The sequence below is a fragment of the Puniceibacterium antarcticum genome (assembly GCF_002760615.1).
Classification (GTDB): domain Bacteria; phylum Pseudomonadota; class Alphaproteobacteria; order Rhodobacterales; family Rhodobacteraceae; genus Puniceibacterium; species Puniceibacterium antarcticum.
Window position 1 is genome coordinate 90,855 of record NZ_AWWI01000141.1, and the last position, 15,773, is coordinate 106,627.

At 59.3% G+C, this 15,773-nt stretch carries 13 protein-coding genes and 1 pseudogene; 3 read left to right on the forward strand and 11 right to left on the reverse strand.

All coding sequences use genetic code 11. The annotated features are described in order from the left end of the window. Positions 1 to 46: 46 nt before the first annotated feature. Both P775_RS21035 and P775_RS21040 read right to left on the reverse strand, forming a co-directional pair. Positions 47 to 922, reverse strand: a complete 876-nt coding sequence (locus P775_RS21035; RefSeq protein WP_099912832.1) for an S-methyl-5'-thioadenosine phosphorylase — start codon at positions 920 to 922, stop codon at positions 47 to 49. A gap of 407 nt (positions 923 to 1,329) precedes the next feature. Beyond that, on the reverse strand, positions 1,330 to 1,938 hold the full coding sequence (locus P775_RS21040; protein WP_099912833.1) for a flavin reductase family protein: 609 nt from the start codon (positions 1,936 to 1,938) through the stop codon (positions 1,330 to 1,332). Between the two features lie 76 nt (positions 1,939 to 2,014). Here P775_RS21040 and P775_RS21045 point away from each other — a divergent pair, with 76 nt between their 5' ends. Together P775_RS21045 and P775_RS21050 are read left to right on the forward strand one after the other, a co-directional pair. After that, positions 2,015 to 2,497, forward strand: coding sequence for a GNAT family N-acetyltransferase (locus P775_RS21045; RefSeq protein ID WP_099912834.1), 483 nt, complete (start codon positions 2,015 to 2,017; stop codon positions 2,495 to 2,497). Between the two features lie 49 nt (positions 2,498 to 2,546). Further along, positions 2,547 to 3,299, forward strand: coding sequence for an EcsC family protein (locus P775_RS21050; RefSeq protein ID WP_099912835.1), 753 nt, complete (start codon positions 2,547 to 2,549; stop codon positions 3,297 to 3,299). Positions 3,300 to 3,564: 265 nt separating this feature from the next. On the opposite strand, the gene ptsP is transcribed toward P775_RS21050, so the two are convergent. The 8 genes from ptsP to murJ all read right to left on the reverse strand — a co-directional run bounded on the left by ptsP (position 3,565) and on the right by murJ (position 12,930). Further along, complete coding sequence (gene ptsP, locus P775_RS21055; RefSeq protein WP_099912836.1) at positions 3,565 to 5,802, reverse strand: phosphoenolpyruvate--protein phosphotransferase; 2,238 nt, start codon at positions 5,800 to 5,802, stop codon at positions 3,565 to 3,567. A 38-nt stretch (positions 5,803 to 5,840) separates the two neighbouring features. After that, the gene (locus P775_RS21060; RefSeq protein WP_099912837.1) at positions 5,841 to 7,079 is read right to left on the reverse strand and encodes an aspartate kinase; all 1,239 of its coding nucleotides are present in this window, start codon (positions 7,077 to 7,079) and stop codon (positions 5,841 to 5,843) included. A 188-nt stretch (positions 7,080 to 7,267) separates the two neighbouring features. Continuing rightward, on the reverse strand, positions 7,268 to 7,717 hold the full coding sequence (locus P775_RS21065; protein ID WP_099912838.1) for an SgcJ/EcaC family oxidoreductase: 450 nt from the start codon (positions 7,715 to 7,717) through the stop codon (positions 7,268 to 7,270). Next, on the reverse strand, positions 7,714 to 8,358 hold the full coding sequence (locus P775_RS21070; RefSeq protein WP_099912839.1) for an SDR family NAD(P)-dependent oxidoreductase: 645 nt from the start codon (positions 8,356 to 8,358) through the stop codon (positions 7,714 to 7,716). Before P775_RS21070 ends, P775_RS21065 begins: the two co-directional genes overlap by 4 nt. 21 nt (positions 8,359 to 8,379) lie before the next feature. Next, positions 8,380 to 8,802, reverse strand: a complete 423-nt coding sequence (locus P775_RS21075; RefSeq protein ID WP_099912840.1) for a DUF1178 family protein — start codon at positions 8,800 to 8,802, stop codon at positions 8,380 to 8,382. A gap of 103 nt (positions 8,803 to 8,905) precedes the next feature. Beyond that, entirely contained in the window at positions 8,906 to 10,126 is a 1,221-nt protein-coding gene (locus P775_RS21080) for a 3-deoxy-D-manno-octulosonic acid transferase (RefSeq protein WP_099912841.1), read from the reverse strand. A gap of 2 nt (positions 10,127 to 10,128) precedes the next feature. Continuing rightward, positions 10,129 to 11,262 (reverse strand): glycosyltransferase, encoded by a 1,134-nt coding sequence (locus tag P775_RS21085; protein ID WP_099912842.1) that lies wholly within the window; start codon positions 11,260 to 11,262, stop codon positions 10,129 to 10,131. 174 nt (positions 11,263 to 11,436) lie between these two features. Then, entirely contained in the window at positions 11,437 to 12,930 is a 1,494-nt protein-coding gene (gene murJ / locus P775_RS21090) for a murein biosynthesis integral membrane protein MurJ (protein WP_099912843.1), read from the reverse strand. Positions 12,931 to 13,320: 390 nt separating this feature from the next. Between murJ and P775_RS21095 the strand changes: the two genes are divergently transcribed. Next, positions 13,321 to 15,123, forward strand: coding sequence for a methanol/ethanol family PQQ-dependent dehydrogenase (locus P775_RS21095; RefSeq protein ID WP_099912844.1), 1,803 nt, complete (start codon positions 13,321 to 13,323; stop codon positions 15,121 to 15,123). A 54-nt stretch (positions 15,124 to 15,177) separates the two neighbouring features. On the opposite strand, the pseudogene P775_RS27690 reads toward P775_RS21095, so the two are convergent. Further along, positions 15,178 to 15,773: pseudogene (locus tag P775_RS27690) on the reverse strand (transposase family protein); the annotation flags it as partial.

Consider the following 15,773-nt stretch of genomic DNA (forward strand, 5'->3'; position numbering starts at 1 on the left):
GGCATAGGATTTCGGAACCAGACTTTGGCCGAAATCTTAACGGCCATTACCCCAGAACGCGGCCCGCAACAGCATCAAGTTTGCTGGTCAAGATCGGGTCACGTTTATCCGGAGCTGTCAAAATGGCGCCTTCCAAGGCATGATCGCAGCCGTCGGGGCAGGTACTGCGCTGGACCCCCAAAAGATCGGGCAGGCTACCTACTAGGGTCTGTCCTTTTTGTGCATTGCCGGTCAGGATGCGGATGATTTCGGCCAGATCGACGCTGCCATGGTCCGGGTGCCAACTATCATAATCTGTGATCATTGCGACGCTGGCGTAGCAGAGTTCAGCCTCGCGGGCGAGTTTGGCCTCGGGCATGTTGGTCATGCCGATCACATCTGCCTGCCAGACATTGCGATACATCACCGATTCGGAACGGGTTGAAAATTGCGGCCCCTCCATGGCAAGATAGGTGCCGCCGCGATGCACGGTGATCCCTGCCGCCTCTGCCGCTGTCGCACAGGCAGCGCTCAGGCGCGCGCAGACCGGATGTGCCACCGACACATGCGCAACACAGCCCGTGCCGAAGAACGATTTTTCGCGTGCGAATGTCCGGTCGATGAATTGATCAACGATTACGAAGTCCCCCGGCGCCATCTCTTCGTGGAAAGAGCCGCAGGCCGAGACCGAGATCACATCGGTTACGCCAAGGCGTTTCAGCACATCGATATTGGCACGGTAGGGAACGCTCGAGGGGGAATGCACATGCCCGCGCCCATGCCGGGGTAGAAAAACCATGGGTACACCGTCCATCACTCCGCTTAGAAGTTGGTCAGAGGGGGCACCCCAGGGGCTGTCCATTGTACCCCATTTGGCATTTTGCAGACCGGGCATCTCGTAGAGACCCGAGCCACCAATCACGCCGATCTTTGTCTGTACCATTTTACACCCCCCTTTGTGATATTACTGATTTTGTGGCGCGCGCGCATGTCTTCTGCAACGGCAACCTGTAGTGCTGCAGGAATTTGATTGGATTTGCCGGACGGCCGTGAGCGGCGCGGCACAGTCATTTCAAAAACGCCGCGTGCCTCTTAGCAGGTGGCTAGTATGCTGGGCTGAAGCATGAATTTGCGAAAACTGCGCAACAGGACTTCCTTGGCACCCAGAACTGTTCAGGTGCGTCCCGTCACTTGTTACGTATCGCGATATCTCAACCTTTTACCCGAGAGCGGGCTCTGATGATGTGACCGCCCCCCGACTGCATTAATTTTCCAAGGAGAGCCTGCGATGATCCCAAAAAGAGGACGGTTATATCATCAGAGTCAAGTTGCGCGCATCCTTTGCGCGGCTCAGCTTTGACCCGGACGGTTCAGGCTGAAGGTCTCGCGGATCACTGCGTAGTCTTTGTAGCCAAGCCGGGTAAGGGGGGTGAATTTCAGGATGTCGAATATGCCATTGATGATGCAGTCATCGCGCATGTGAACGCCCATGACCTCTCCGAACACAGCAAAGTTCGACTCGCCCTCAAGTTCCACGATCCGGGTCAGTCGGCATTCCAGATTGGCAGGCGCCTGCGCGACTCGGCTGCAGGCGATGGTGGTGCATGGCGCCTTTTCGATTTCTGCCAGCTCGAATTCGTCCGTGGCCTTGTCCCAGGGTCCCGAACTTTGATTCATCGCGTCGCGCATCGCATATTCCACGATATTCACGCAAAATACGCCTGTGTCACGAATATTGGCCACGCTGTCTTTTGTGTCGCCGCGATCCTCTTTAGCAGAGGTCGATGCGAACATCACCTGTGGTGGTGTGTAAGCCACTGCATTAAAAAAGGAATATGGCGCAAGATTCTCTGATCCGTCGGAGCCGCGGGTCGAAATCCAGCCGATTGGACGTGGTGTGACGATGGCATTGAACGGATTGTGCGGCAGGCCGTGGCCCTCGGAAGGTTGATAGAACATGAATGTTTTTCTCCTGTTTGCCCAAGGCTTTGCGTCGTGATAGGCCGGATCTGCCCCAAATGCACGAGGTGCGCCTGTGTTCGTCCTGAAAAAAGAAAATCCCGAAGATTGGTGGGAGGTCGAAGCGCTCTTCGATCTCTGCTTTGCTCCGGGTCGTACTGCGCTGTCTTCTTATCGTCTGCGCGACGATGTGCCGCCTGTGGCGGCCTTGGGCCGCATCGCGCGGGATGAAATGGGCATGCTTGGCGGCGCCATCCGCTATTGGCCAGTCCGCATTGGCGATGCAGAGGTGCTTTTGCTGGGTCCGGTTGCGGTTCACCCCACGGCGCAGGGCGAAGGGCTTGCCGCGGCGATGATCCGTGACAGCCTGGCTCAGGCAGCGGAAAGCTGGAACAGAGTGCTTCTTGTCGGGGATCTACCTTATTATCAGCGCTTTGGTTTTCATCGCTTGTCCGGTATCGAGATGCCGCCTCCGACTAACCAAGACCGGATCCTGGGGCTTGAGTTGACACCGGATGCCTGGAACGGGATCTGCGGGCCGGTGATCCGGGCGGCTTGAAACATGCGCCTGCCACCCCAATGTCTGTTGGGGAAACAGGAGACAGCAGATGACGGGCACTGATCTTGTCGCAGTGGTGGATATCAATCAGGAACTGACGGCGCTGGCGCGACGGCATAAGGGCGCAGGCGGCGTCGGCATTCAGGTGCTTAATTTTGTCGGTGGTCAGGCTGAGAACCTGTTGGAACGCCTGCCTGACAAGGTCAAGGAACGGCTTGAGGATGCGACTTCTCGTGCGCTGAACATCGCCATGCGCGCAGCAAGCCAGTCCCGTGGTATGGTGCCTGATCAGAAGGGATGGCTGAACACGGCGATAACTACCGCCATGGGTGCGATGGGCGGGGCAGGCGGTTTACCTACTGCGCTGGCAGAACTACCGGTCACAACGACAGTTCTGTTGCGCACGATCCAAGGTATTGCCTTCGAATACGGTTTTGATCCTGATGACCCCGAAGTGCAGAAAGAATGCCTGCTGGTCTTCGGATCTGCCGGGCCGCTGGCGGCGGATGACGGCGCTGACATGGCTTTTCTGTCTGCGCGTGTCACACTGACAGGTGGCACGGTACATAGTTTGATTGCACGCGTTGCGCCGCGCCTTGCTACAGTGCTGGGCCAGAAGCTGGCGACGCAGACCGTGCCTGTGATCGGTGCCGTCGCTGGTGCGGCAACGAACTATGCCTATACCAGTTATTATCAGGAAATGGCCCATGTGCATTTTGGCCTGAGGCGCCTGTCTGAACAAACCGGCATATCGCGCGAGGATCTGGTCGAAAACCTGCGCGTTGCGGTCAGGGCGTTGTAAAACTCTGTACGATCAGCCGGGCTTTAATACAAAATTAAGGTTAACGTGGTTTGGTGTTCTTACAGCTAAGTTTGGGGAACCAGAGCTTTCCCGCGTTCCATTTTACGTCGTTAATGCGCTTGTCACTCTGCAGATGCGAAATTTGCATAAATGGGGCGACGACTGGTCAGGTGGGGCGCGGGGTTCAATACCTCTGCCTGCATAAAACGTGCGGGATACAGGCACTCGGCGCCAGAATGGCCCGGGTGCCTGGTTGTGTGAAGGCTCAGACGCGTTCGCGCAGATATGTCATGACAGCCGGACGCACGGATTGATCCCCGCGCTCTTTTGCATTCATGATCACTTCCCGCAGATCCTTAAGATTGGTGCGCATCATCAGATGTTTCACCGGGCCTATCGACGCTGGGCGCATCGATAGCGACCGTAGCCCGATTGCTGCCAGACAGATCGCCTCAATCGGACGGCCAGCATCTTCGCCACAAAAGGAAAGGTGGGTCTCGGTTTCACGGCAGCGCGCGACGATGCTTTCCAGAAAACTCAGGAAGCTGACGTTCAGTGTGTCGTATCTGCGCCGTACCCTTTCGTTTTCGCGGTCGGCGGCAAAGAAAAATTGCTTGAGGTCATTCCCGCCGATTGACAGGAATTCGACCTCTTCAAAGAATTTCTTCGGGGCAAAGGCCAGGCTGGGTGTTTCCAGCATTGCGCCAACCGACAAGGATGAGGGGATCGGATGACCCAGGATACGCTCACGTTCCAGAGCCTTGTCCATTTCGGCCCGGGCCTGACGGTATTCCTCGAATTGCGCGACAAAGGGGAACATCACCGTCAGCGGCCCGCCCTCAGCAGCGCGCAGCAGCGCCTGCAACTGCATCCGTAGGATGCCGGGTTTGTCCAGGCCGACGCGAATTGCCCGCCATCCCAGCGCTGGATTTGGCTCGTCATTGGGTTTCATATAGGGCAATACCTTGTCCGACCCGATGTCGAGCGTTCGGAACACCACCCGCTTGCCCTTTGCTGAATTCAACACCCGCCTGTACAGCACTGCCAGCTCTGTGCGGCGCGGCATCTGGTTGCGCACCAGAAACTGCAGCTCTGTACGGAAGAGGCCAACCCCTTCGGCGCCCGAGGACACAAGGCTAGGCAGGTCGGCCATAAGGCCCGCATTCATATGCAGTTCGATCCGGCTTCCGCAATGTGCCACACAGGGTGTTTCGCGGATGGAGGCATATCGTTCCAGCGCCTGCGCCTGCATTGCGATCTTGTCTCGGAAAGCGCTGACCACCGTTTCGTCCGGCCGCAGATGCACGATGCCCTGATCTCCATCTACCATCACGTGATCGCCGTTCAGCGCCTCATTCGTGATCCGCCCTGCATGCACAACCAGCGGGATCGCCAGAGCCCGCGCCACGATGGCAGCATGTGATCCGACCGACCCTTCCTCCAGCACGATAGCCTTCAGGCTGCGGCCATATTCCAGCAGTTCGCCGGGGCCGATATTACGCGCGATCAGGATGGGATCGCGGGGCATGTCAGCGCCCGTTTCCTTGCCTTGACCGGTCAGGATGCGCAGCAGGCGGTTCGACAGATCGTCCAGATCCTGCAACCTCTCGCGCAAGTAAGCATCGGTCACCTGACTCATCCGCGCACGAGCCGAAGACTGCTCTTTTTCAACCGCTGCCTCGGCCGACAACCCGCGGGCGATATCCTCTTCCATCCGGCGCATCCAGCCCTTGGAATTGGCGAACATCCGGTAGGCTTCCAGCACCTGCACCTGTTCGGGATCCGCCGCCCCGGCCAGCAGATCATCAACGCTGACCCTTAGGGTTTCTACCGCGGCGCTCAGCCTTTCATTTTCTTTCACGGGGTCGTCCGCTACAAGATTGGTCACAACAACGCGGGGTTCGTGCAGCCAGACATGACCCTCGGCGGTGCCCTCCTGACCCGCTGTGCCCCGCAGCAGCACAGGTTGTGTATGTCGCGCAGACAGAGCCGCGCCCTCGCCGACAAAAGCGCCAAGTTCAGTCATCTCGGCCAAGACCATTGCCACAACTTCCAGCGCGTAGACTTCATCAGAGGTGTATTCGCGCGCGGTCTTGGACTGTACCACGAGCACGCCCAGCTTTTCGCCAAGACGCTGGATCGGCACACCAAGGAAGGAGGAATAGATCTCTTCCCCGGTCTCTGGCATGTAACGGAACCCGCGCTGGGACGGCGCATCGGCGGTGTTCATAAGCTGGCCGGTGCGTGCCACACGCCCCACCAGACCTTCGCCCAGCTTCATGCGGGTCTGGTGTACGGCTTCAGCCTTCAGGCCTTCGGAGGCGCAGAGCTCTAGCGTTTCGTCATCCCGGAACAGATAGATCGAGCACACTTCGGTGCCCATGGAGTCTGCGGTCAGATGGGTGATCTTATCCAGCCGCTCCTGACCCGCGGCCTGTTCGGCCATGGTGTCACGCAGCCGCCCGAGCAATTTGCGGCTTTCGCTCTCCGCGCGGTCAGCCATTCACATACCCCATAAACCCTGCCCGGGCCGCAGCGGCCTCAGGCTTTTTTTTCTAACTCGAACGCATCATGCAGGGCTTGCACAGCAAGTTCCATGTATTTCCGGTCGATCAGAACGGAAATTTTTATCTCGGAAGTTGTAATGACCTTGATGTTGATGCCCTCAGAGGAAAGCACCTTGAACATCTTTGCAGCTACGCCGGTGTGAGAGCGCATGCCGATCCCCACGACCGAGATTTTGGCAACGCCCGTATCCGCTACCAATTCGTTGAAACTGATGTCGCCCTTGGCCTTTGCATCGTCCAACGCCTTCTGTGCCCGCTTCACCTGTTCGGTTGGGCAGGAAAAGGTCATGTCCGTGCGGCCTTCTTCAGCGATGTTCTGCACGATCATGTCGACATTCACACCTGCCTCGGACAGCGGCATGAAGATCGCCGCCGCGATGCCGGGACGGTCCTCGACCGAAACAAGCGTCATCTTGGCCTCGTCGCGGGAATAGGCCACACCGGCCACAACATTGCTTTCCATGATGTCCTCCTCGTCGCAGACCAGCGTGCCTGCATTGTCCGACGGTTCCTCGAAACTGCTCAGCACCCGCAGCCTGACTTTGTACCGCATTGCGAGTTCAACCGAGCGGGTCTGCAAGACCTTCGCGCCCAACGATGCCAGTTCCAACATCTCTTCAAAGGCGATCCGGTCCATCTTGCGTGCCTTGTCACAGACGCGCGGATCGGTGGTATAAACGCCGTCCACATCTGTGTAGATATCGCACCGTTCTGCATCGAATGCGGCTGCAAAAGCGACGGCGGTTGTGTCTGATCCGCCTCGGCCAAGTGTAGTGATCCGCCCCTCGGGGCTGATCCCCTGGAAGCCTGCGACCACGGCCACTTGCATGCCTTCGCCAAACTTGCGGTTGATATTGTCGGTCGGGATCTCTTCGATCCGCGCCGAGCTATGCGCTGAGGTAGTTTTCAGCGGCACCTGCCAGCCCTGCCAGCTGCGTGCGGGAATATCCATCTCCTGCAGCGTCAGCGCCATGAGGCCTGCGGTCACATTCTCGCCGGAACTGACGACAGCATCATATTCACGGGCATCGAACATGGGCGAGGTCTCATTCACCCAGCCGACCAGCTCGTTGGTCTTGCCCGACATGGCCGACACGATGACGATCACGTCATAGCCCTTGGCCACTTCCAGCCCGACACGCTTTGCCGCCCGCCGGATCCTATCCAGCGTTGCGACAGAGGTGCCGCCGAATTTCATTACGAGAACGGGCATCAGACTCTCCCGGGGTCACAATCGATAGGTGCTTTACGCCCGGCAACTCACCAGCGCAAGAGGGCGCGCAAACCTAAAGCCGCTGCTTTCCTGAACCAGACTAACTTCATCTATCCAAACTTCATCTATCCAAAAATACTCTGGGGTTCGGGTGTTGGAGCCGGCGGTACTTACGTGTGCTATGCCACTCATCGGCCGCGATAATCCGCCGGAGCAAACCCATCCGCATTCACATGGGTCTCGGTGCCCGGTACCACATCTGTGTTCTGCGCGGACAGGCCCAGCCAGACATTGTTTCGCCGCTCCAGAACAAAGCTCATCACGGTCTGCCTGTCACCGGCAATGCCGCCATCCGGTGCCATCTGGCCTGACAGGTGAAAGCGGCAATGGACCACTGCATGATCTGCTCCCAGAGGACGCACCCGGATGACCCCTGGGCGCAGCTGCGTTTCAGCAAAGAACGATTTCAGGGCGTACCCATGCGCCCGCGCAATATCTTCGCGTCGGTGCCACCACAACCCCACGACATTCACGAAATCCGCATCCTCGGCGAATAGCGCGCCAACGAAAGCACCATTCCGGCTTGCCCAGGCTGTAGAAATGGCCGCCGGAAAGTCAGCAGGGTCAGTGACCCTCAATAGGGATGCGCCTTCCCGTCAAACGTCTCAAAACAGCCCGTCGTCTCGAGGCTGAGGGCATCGAACCGCTGCACAAGTCCTGCGGCAGAGTCCTCGACCGCAATCGCCGCAGCTGACCCGCCCATATCGGTGCGCACCCATCCCGGATGATAGATCCCGACCGCGATGCCAAGGCCTGACAGGTCCGCCGCCAGATTCCGGCCCAGATTCAACGCCGCCGCCTTTGAAGCACGGTAGATATAGCTTCCTCCCGGGGCCAGTTCGGAGGATGCCATCTGCGACGAGATGATCGCCACCTTCGCACCTTTTGCCAGCTGCAGATTGGCCAACATTGCCTGAACGGTCAGAAACACGCCTGTCACGTTCACCGCGAACATATTGGCCCACATCTGCGGCGGATAGCCGTCGGCCAGACTTTGCCCCTTGTCGAGATAGACGCCCGCGTTGCAGATCAGAAGATCCAGCGGTTTGCCCTCGATCTTGCGTGCCAGCGCATGGAGTGACTTCGGGTCGCTTACATCCAGGGACAGAAATCCGTGCGCATCCCGGGCTGTGCCCAGGACTTCTTCCCCACGTTCCGAGAATTTGGCATAGAGCGCATTGCCAATGCCGCGGTTGGCGCCTGTGATCAGGACTGTCATGGGGGGCTTTCTGTTGCTGTGTCAGTTGGTCTTGCGCGTCGGCAGAAAGGGAAGGGGTGCCACCGGCACGCCGTCCTCGATCAGTTTTTTTGCCTCGTCGTCGCGCGCTTCCCCCCAGATGGGACGGTCGGGGGCATCGCCGTCGTGGATGGCGCGGGCCTCGCGCACGAAATCGCTGCCTACATAGTCGGAGTTTGCTTCAATATGTTTGCGAAACTCGGCCATGGCCTGCTCTGCCGGGGATTTGGCGGCGCTCAGCGGTCGCTCGGCTTTCGAAGTCGCATGATTCACGCGCGGCGCCATGATCGCCTTTTCAACAGAGATCGAGCCGCATACAGCGCAACTGATCAGCCTGCTTTTCTGCAGCTTCTCAAAGGCATCTGCGGACTGGAACCAGGAATCGAACCGGTGGTCACTTTCGCATCTCAGGCTGTATTGGATCATGCAAACGTCCCGTCTGTCTTATCGCTTCTAGATAAACAGTCAGGCTGAGACTTCAAGAAACGCTTAAGGTCAGATGTCGACGGCTGGCATCGCGGCAACAGTCCTATCCCCTAGGCAGGAGGGGGAGCATGCGCGCCATCAGCCCCTTTAGACCGGTGTGCTGCCGTAGTGCGTCCTGAGCCAGCACACCTTGCGCGCGCTGATTGACCGGGTCGGTCAGAGCCACCAGCGCGGCGCTTAGACCGTGCGCATCAGCAATCTGTTGCGCCGCTCCAGACTTTGCCAATGTCGCGAAGGGCTTCACGTGATTTCGGATATCCGGGCCGTGCAAGATGGCCGCGCAAAAAGCAGCAGGCTCATAGGGCGTATGCCCGCCCCGGTCGGTCAGCGTGCCGCCGATGAAAACCACACCAGCCAAAGCATACCACAGGGCCATTTCGCCCATGGTATCGGCCAGCAGGACCTCTGCGCCCATTTCTCCGGCAGAGCGGCGGTCAAAGTTCAGTCCCGCCGTGCGCAGCAGTCCTGCGACCTCGTCTGCGCGGCCCGGATGACGCAGGGCCATGATGAGCCGCAGATCGGGCCGTATCTTGCGCGCCTCAAGATGGGCGGCAATCACCACCTCTTCCTCGCCCGCATGGGTTGACGCGGCAAGCCATGTGATGTCCCGCGGATAGGCGCGGCGCAGTTCTGAGTCGGGCGTCTGTCCGGGTGGGGGCGTGTAGAGTGCCTTCAGGTCGACAACCGGGCCACATGCTTCGGGGCGTAATCCCAGCTGAAGGAATCTGTCTCGTGATCCGCTGTCCTGCGCTGACAGAAACGCCACCTGCTGCAGCAAATTGCGTGCAAGTTTTTCAGCGCGACCCCAGACTCGGGCAGAACCCGGCGACATCCGCCCGCCCAGTACCAGAACGGGACCGGGGCACAGCAGCACGCGGTTTGGCCATATCTCCGCCTCCATCGTTATGTGGGCCACAACCTGCCATTGCCGCATCACGCGTCGTACGATCGACGCCAGATCCAGCGGCGCCAGATGGGCGGAAACGCCGGGCAGATCCCAGCCCCGGGCCAGTGTCACGCCAGTTGTGCTGTTGCAGGTGATCAGCAGCGCCAGATCGGGACGCGCATCCCGAAGCGCAACGATCAGCGAGCGGGCGGAAGTCAGTTCGCCGTTCGATGCCGCATGCAGCCACAGATGATTGCCGCTGATTAGGGGGCGGACTGCGCCGCGCCGCTCTGACAATGCCGACCAGTCGCGTGCGAGCACCAGCCGCGCCAGCTGCCATATAGCAAAGAGCGTGATCAGAACCCGGTACAGCGCCACCTTTAGCGTCCCAGTGTCTGGCGGATCTGCGCCTCAAGCCGATGCAGCAGGATGTCGTTGTCGAACCGCTCTTCAGCAACGCCGCGGGCACTTGCCGCCATTTCAGGTACGTTGTCCGCAGTCAGAGCCTTGCGTATCGCATTGCGAAAGCCATCCGTGTCATGTTCGTCGACCAGAAATCCTGTTTTCCCCTCATCAATCGCTTCGGGGATGCCTGCATGACGGGTCGAGACGGTGATGCAGCCACACGCCATCGCTTCTTGAATCGCGGTGGGCAGGCCTTCGGTATTGCCATCTGCGGCTGTCACCGAATGTTGCAGAAAAAACTGTGTGTGCTGCAGCTTCTCGCGCACAAAGTCGTGTCTCTGCGCGCCGTGGAACGTCACCCGATCCGCCACGCCAAGTTCTGCTGCCAGCACGCGTGCGGGTTCGAACAGGGGGCCATCGCCGATGAAGTCAAGCCGCGCATTTGTGCCGGACGTTGCCTCGGCAAAGCATCGAAGGGTGATCAGCGGCGCCTTTTTTTCGATAAAACGTCCAACAGCGAGACAGGACAGTGCGTCCTTGTCGGTGGGGGCAAAGCGGCGCACATCGACGCCAGACGGTATCACATGGGCATTGTCATGTCGGATCCCGTGGCGCGCGAGGTTGTCGAGCAGGAACTGAGAGACTGAAAACACCCCGGCAAGCCGTGGCATCATCTTGGCATAGGCGGTCTGGATGCGGCGCGAGCGCAGTGCCTTGGACGCATCTGTGCCGCGATAATAGCTGAAAATCGGGATGCCCAGTTCGTTCGCAATCGGCGCCAGCGCCAGCGCCTGTGTGCCGAATTCCGCCAGAATGACCTCGATCCGCTCACGGCGCAGGAATTCCGCCAGATCCCGTTTGCCTTTGCCGAAAGGCAGGCGGGACGTTGCGTGTTGCGCAAGGTTCCAAAGGGTCCAGAAGGGCAGGGCAAGCCTATCCGCGCCGCTCAGCGGCGCGCGGCGTTCAAAGATCGCCTTTCCATAGGGATCTGTTCCGTTGAACCGGCCACAGAGCACCACCGTGTCACCACCGAACAGCAAGTCGATATGTCGGTTGATAAAGGTTTCGCCCCCGACGTGGTAGTCGCTTGTCCCGATGGCTGTGCGCATCTTCTGCCCTGTTTTGTGATGTATGGCCTGCCTAGCAGCCACACTCAGCACGGGCAAGCACGCCGCCCTTGCATCATTCACAAGCGTGCACGAAGGCGACAAATAATTTCGTTTCAAATGCCCGGTCTCAGGAGAGCATTTTGAATGCTGCCAAAGGTGCGCGCTGCTAGGTCCTTAGACAAACCTGCCCAAGGCCAGCCGCATCGCAAGTGCGGCGCCAAGCGCGCCAAACCCGGCGATCATCAGCGCCAGCGTCATGCCCCAGCCGCCGACCAGTGTCGTGGTCCAGTGCAACAGCGGCTCCCGCAGGGCATAGAGCGCGATGGCGGTGAGCAAAGAAGGGGCGACAGAGATCAGTATATCACGGGGTGTGATCGTAACGAACCCTCTTCTCATGGCCAGCACGAAAAGCGTCCCGACATAGACCCAAAGACCCACCGATGTTGCCAGCGCCAAACCCGCAGCGCCCAGCCATCCTACCAGTGCGAGTTTGAGCGCGAGGTTCACAATCGTGGCCAGGGCAAGGACGCGCAAAGGGGTGCGCAGATCCCCGCGCCCCTGAAAACAAGACACGATAGCGCGGACCGACAGCGCTGGCACCAGCCCAAGCGCATAGGCGGAGAGGATCAGCGCAGATGCTTGCGCGGTGGCAAGGTCGAAGGCGCCGCGCACGAAAAGGACCGCCATGATCCACTCTCCAAGCAAAATCATCACAACCGTCAGTGGTGCAGCCAGATCAAGGCAAAGTCGCAGCGCGCGATTTGCGGCGCGCCGCATGCCGCTCTCATCCCCCGCCCCGGACCGTCGCGCGATATCCGGCAGCAGCATGGTGCCTACCGCAATCCCGATCACCCCAACCGGCAGCTGATAGATCCGGTCGGCGTAATAAAGATGTGACAGGCTGCCCACCGGCAGGAAAGTTGCAAGGATGGTATCGGCAAAGACCGCGACCTGCACCGCGCCCGAGGTGAGCAGCGCAGGTCCCAATCGACGCAGGAACAGCCGCGCGGCTGGGCTGAGCTGGGGCCGGTGGGAGCGCAGAGAAATCCCCGCCTGCCGCGCGGCCAGTATCAGAAGCGTCACCTGTGCAAGGCCTGCGGCAAAGACGCTCCAAGCAGCTGCATGTGCGGCGGTAGGGAAAGCGTGCGCCGTTGCCAGCCCGCCGATCATGAACAGATTCAGCAGGATCGGCGCGGCGGCGGCGGCGGCGAACCTGTCATGGGCATTCAGCAGCGCCGACAGGAAGGCGACAAGCGACATGCACAACAGATAGGGAAAGGTGATCCGCATCAATTGCAGCGTCTGCGCGGACTCATCCTCTGCAATACCGGGCGCCAGCAGGTCCAGCGTCAGTCCGGGCGCCAGCATGACGATCAAAAGCAGCAAGAGGTTCACTGTCACGAGCCAGACAAGCACAGTGGCGGCCAGCGCGTTCGCCGCGGTTTCCCCGTCACGGCTGCGGGTTGCGGCATAGGTCGGCAGAAAGGCGGCGTTAAACGCGCCCTCGGCAAAGATCGCGCGGAAATGGTTGGGCAGGCGAAAGGCCAGCATGAAGGCATCCGCCAAAGGACCCGCGCCTAGCACGGCCGCCATGATCAGGTCGCGCAGCAATCCCGCAACGCGGCTGACCAGTGTCAGGCCAGAGATGGTCCCAAGCCGTTTCAGCACTTGGGGGATTGCCTGAGGTGGATCATCTTAAACTTCTTTACATGAAACCGGTGCCGATCGATCTTTGGCAGGTGTTATCATGTCTGCGGGCAGACGCCAGATGGGGAAATAGCGACAGATTTCGGGCATCACGCGAGTGAAAATACGGGCCTGTTGCGTTTTCTGAGCCTGCCAAACGTTCGGGAACCTTCGAGCGACACTGGATTGGCGGCTCCGGCTGGCACACGGGGCGTAACGTAGCTGTTTGCGCCTTGGATGTTGGATGTTGGATGTTGCCTTTGCCGCCCCCACAGTTTTTACATCACCTTAGGGTGGACGCCCATGCGGCGTTGGACTGCGCCATAGGCCTGATATGTGTAAGGGTGCCGTTTGAGGGGGATTTTGGGACTGATGAAGACATTGCTTTCGCTCGCATCCGTCGTATTTTTCGGATCTTTTGGGGTGGTTTCGGCCAATGAGGCGCTGATTGAGCGGATGGCAGATCCCGGTCAATGGGTGATACAGACCGGCGACTATGCGAACCAGCGGTATTCCGAGCTTGACCAGATCACGCCCGCGAATGTGGGTGATCTGCAGATTGCCTGGACCTTTTCCACCGGCGTGCTGCGGGGCCACGAAGGTGGGCCGCTCGTTGTGGGAGACGTCATGTATGTGCACACGCCGTTTCCTAATACTCTTTACGCCCTTGATCTGACCAATGAGGGCCGGATCATTTGGAGTTATTCGCCCGTACAGGAGCAGGACGTTCTGGCGGTGATGTGCTGTGACACGGTCAATCGCGGGGTCGCCTATGCAGATGGCAAGATATTTATGCAGCAAGCCGACACAACTGTTGTTGCGCTCAACGCGGCAACCGGCGCAGTCGACTGGAGTGTGCAGAACGGTGATCCCACCAAGGGTGAAAGTAATACTGCCACGGTCATGCCAGTGGGGGACAAGGTCATTGTCGGTATCGCGGGCGGCGAATATGGGGTGCGCGGTCATGTGACCGCCTACAGCATCGCTGATGGTCAAAGGCTCTGGCGGGCCTATTCCATGGGGCCGGACGAAGACATTCTCGTCGACCCGGAAAAGACAACACATCTGGGAAAACCGATTGGTACAAACTCAGGCACCAATACCTGGGAAGGGGATCAATGGATGATCGGCGGTGGAACCACCTGGGGGTGGTATGCCTATGATCCGGACGAAAACCTGATTTATTACGGCACTGGTAATCCTTCGGTCTGGAACCCGGGGCAGAGACCCGGCGACAATCGCTGGTCGATGACCATCATGGCGCGCGATGCAGAGAGCGGCATAGCCCGGTGGTTCTATCAGATGACCCCCCATGACGAATGGGATTACGACGGCGTCAACGAAATGATCCTGACCGAGCGGGACATCGATGGCACCCGCCGCAAACTGCTCACCCATTTTGACCGAAACGGGCTTGCTTACACGCTTGACCGTGTCACCGGCGCTCTGCTGAGCGCCGAGAAATACGATCCTTCGGTTAACTGGACCAGTGGCGTTGATATGGACCCCGCCTCGGACACTTATGGGCGCCCGCAGGTCGTTGCGGACTATTCGCCCGATCAGCAGGGCGAGGACGAAAACATCACCGGCATCTGCCCGTCGATGAGTGGGGTCAAGAACCAGCAGCCTGCCGCCTATTCACCGCAGACCGGGCTGTTCTATGTGCCCACAAACCAATTGTGCATGGATTTTGAACCCTTTCGGGTGCGCTATACCATAGGCCAGCCCTATGTGGGAGCCACAACCACGTTGACCCAGGTTCAGGGAGGGCACGGCGGATTGGGTAATTTCGTCGCCTGGGATGACAGAATAAGTCAGATCATCTGGTCCAACCCTGAAACATTCTCGGTCTGGTCTGGTGCGCTCGCCACGGCAGGAGGTGTCGTCTTCTACGGCACGCTCGAAGGCTATCTGAAGGCAGTCGATGCCAAGACTGGGGAGGAGCTCTATCGGTTCAGGACACCCTCGGGGATCATCGGCAATGTGATGAGTTACAGTCAGGATGGCAGGCAATATGTTGCCGTTTTGTCCGGAATCGGCGGTTGGGCGGGCATTGGTCTCGCAGCGGGCCTGACCAATCCGCATGACGGCATGGGAGCGGTGGGTCGCTACGAAGCGCTGAGCGAATATACCGCGCTGGGCGGTCAGCTTACAGTATTCGCTTTGCCGGACTGAAGCGGCGCACCAATCCTTTGCCGCAGCCTGTCGCTGACTTCAGATTGGGGAGGGATACCCACGGTCCACGACTGCCGAGTTCCGGGGGATACTGGTCAGGATTGCGACCTGTTCCAAAGCCTCTGACGAGGTGTGCACATCGTAGGGATTACTCGGCAGGGCCCGAATGCTCAGGATAAACCCCTTGTCGATGGGAGTGGCCAGTCTGACCTTGATGCCGAACTCGTAGCGCTTTCGGGCTTTGCCTTTGGAAATGCAGTCCAGCTCGGGGTCATGCAGGGCATTGATCTTGCCGCCGCTCCTGAGGCCCTGATGCAGCAGGCGACCGACGAGCACGAGGGTGTCCAGAACGCGCTCGCGCAAGGGGCCACCCGGAATCTCCTCCAGCTGGCGGCGGATATCGCGCAGGATGCGGGCGGTGTAACCCTCCAGCTTTTTCAGAGCCTTGCGCATACGCCGAAATTGGAGGGCATGGGCCTAGCGCCCAATCTGCAAGGCCAAGCGCGGGGCAAGACGGTTGTCGTTCTGGCGTAGCGTGATACCGCCCTCGTCAGCCAAGGCAACGAGTTGGCGACGGGCCTTCTCATACAAGCTGACGTTGCCCCCTGCAGCTAATCCAGTTTGAGATAGACTCTGGCCCAACCGAAAGG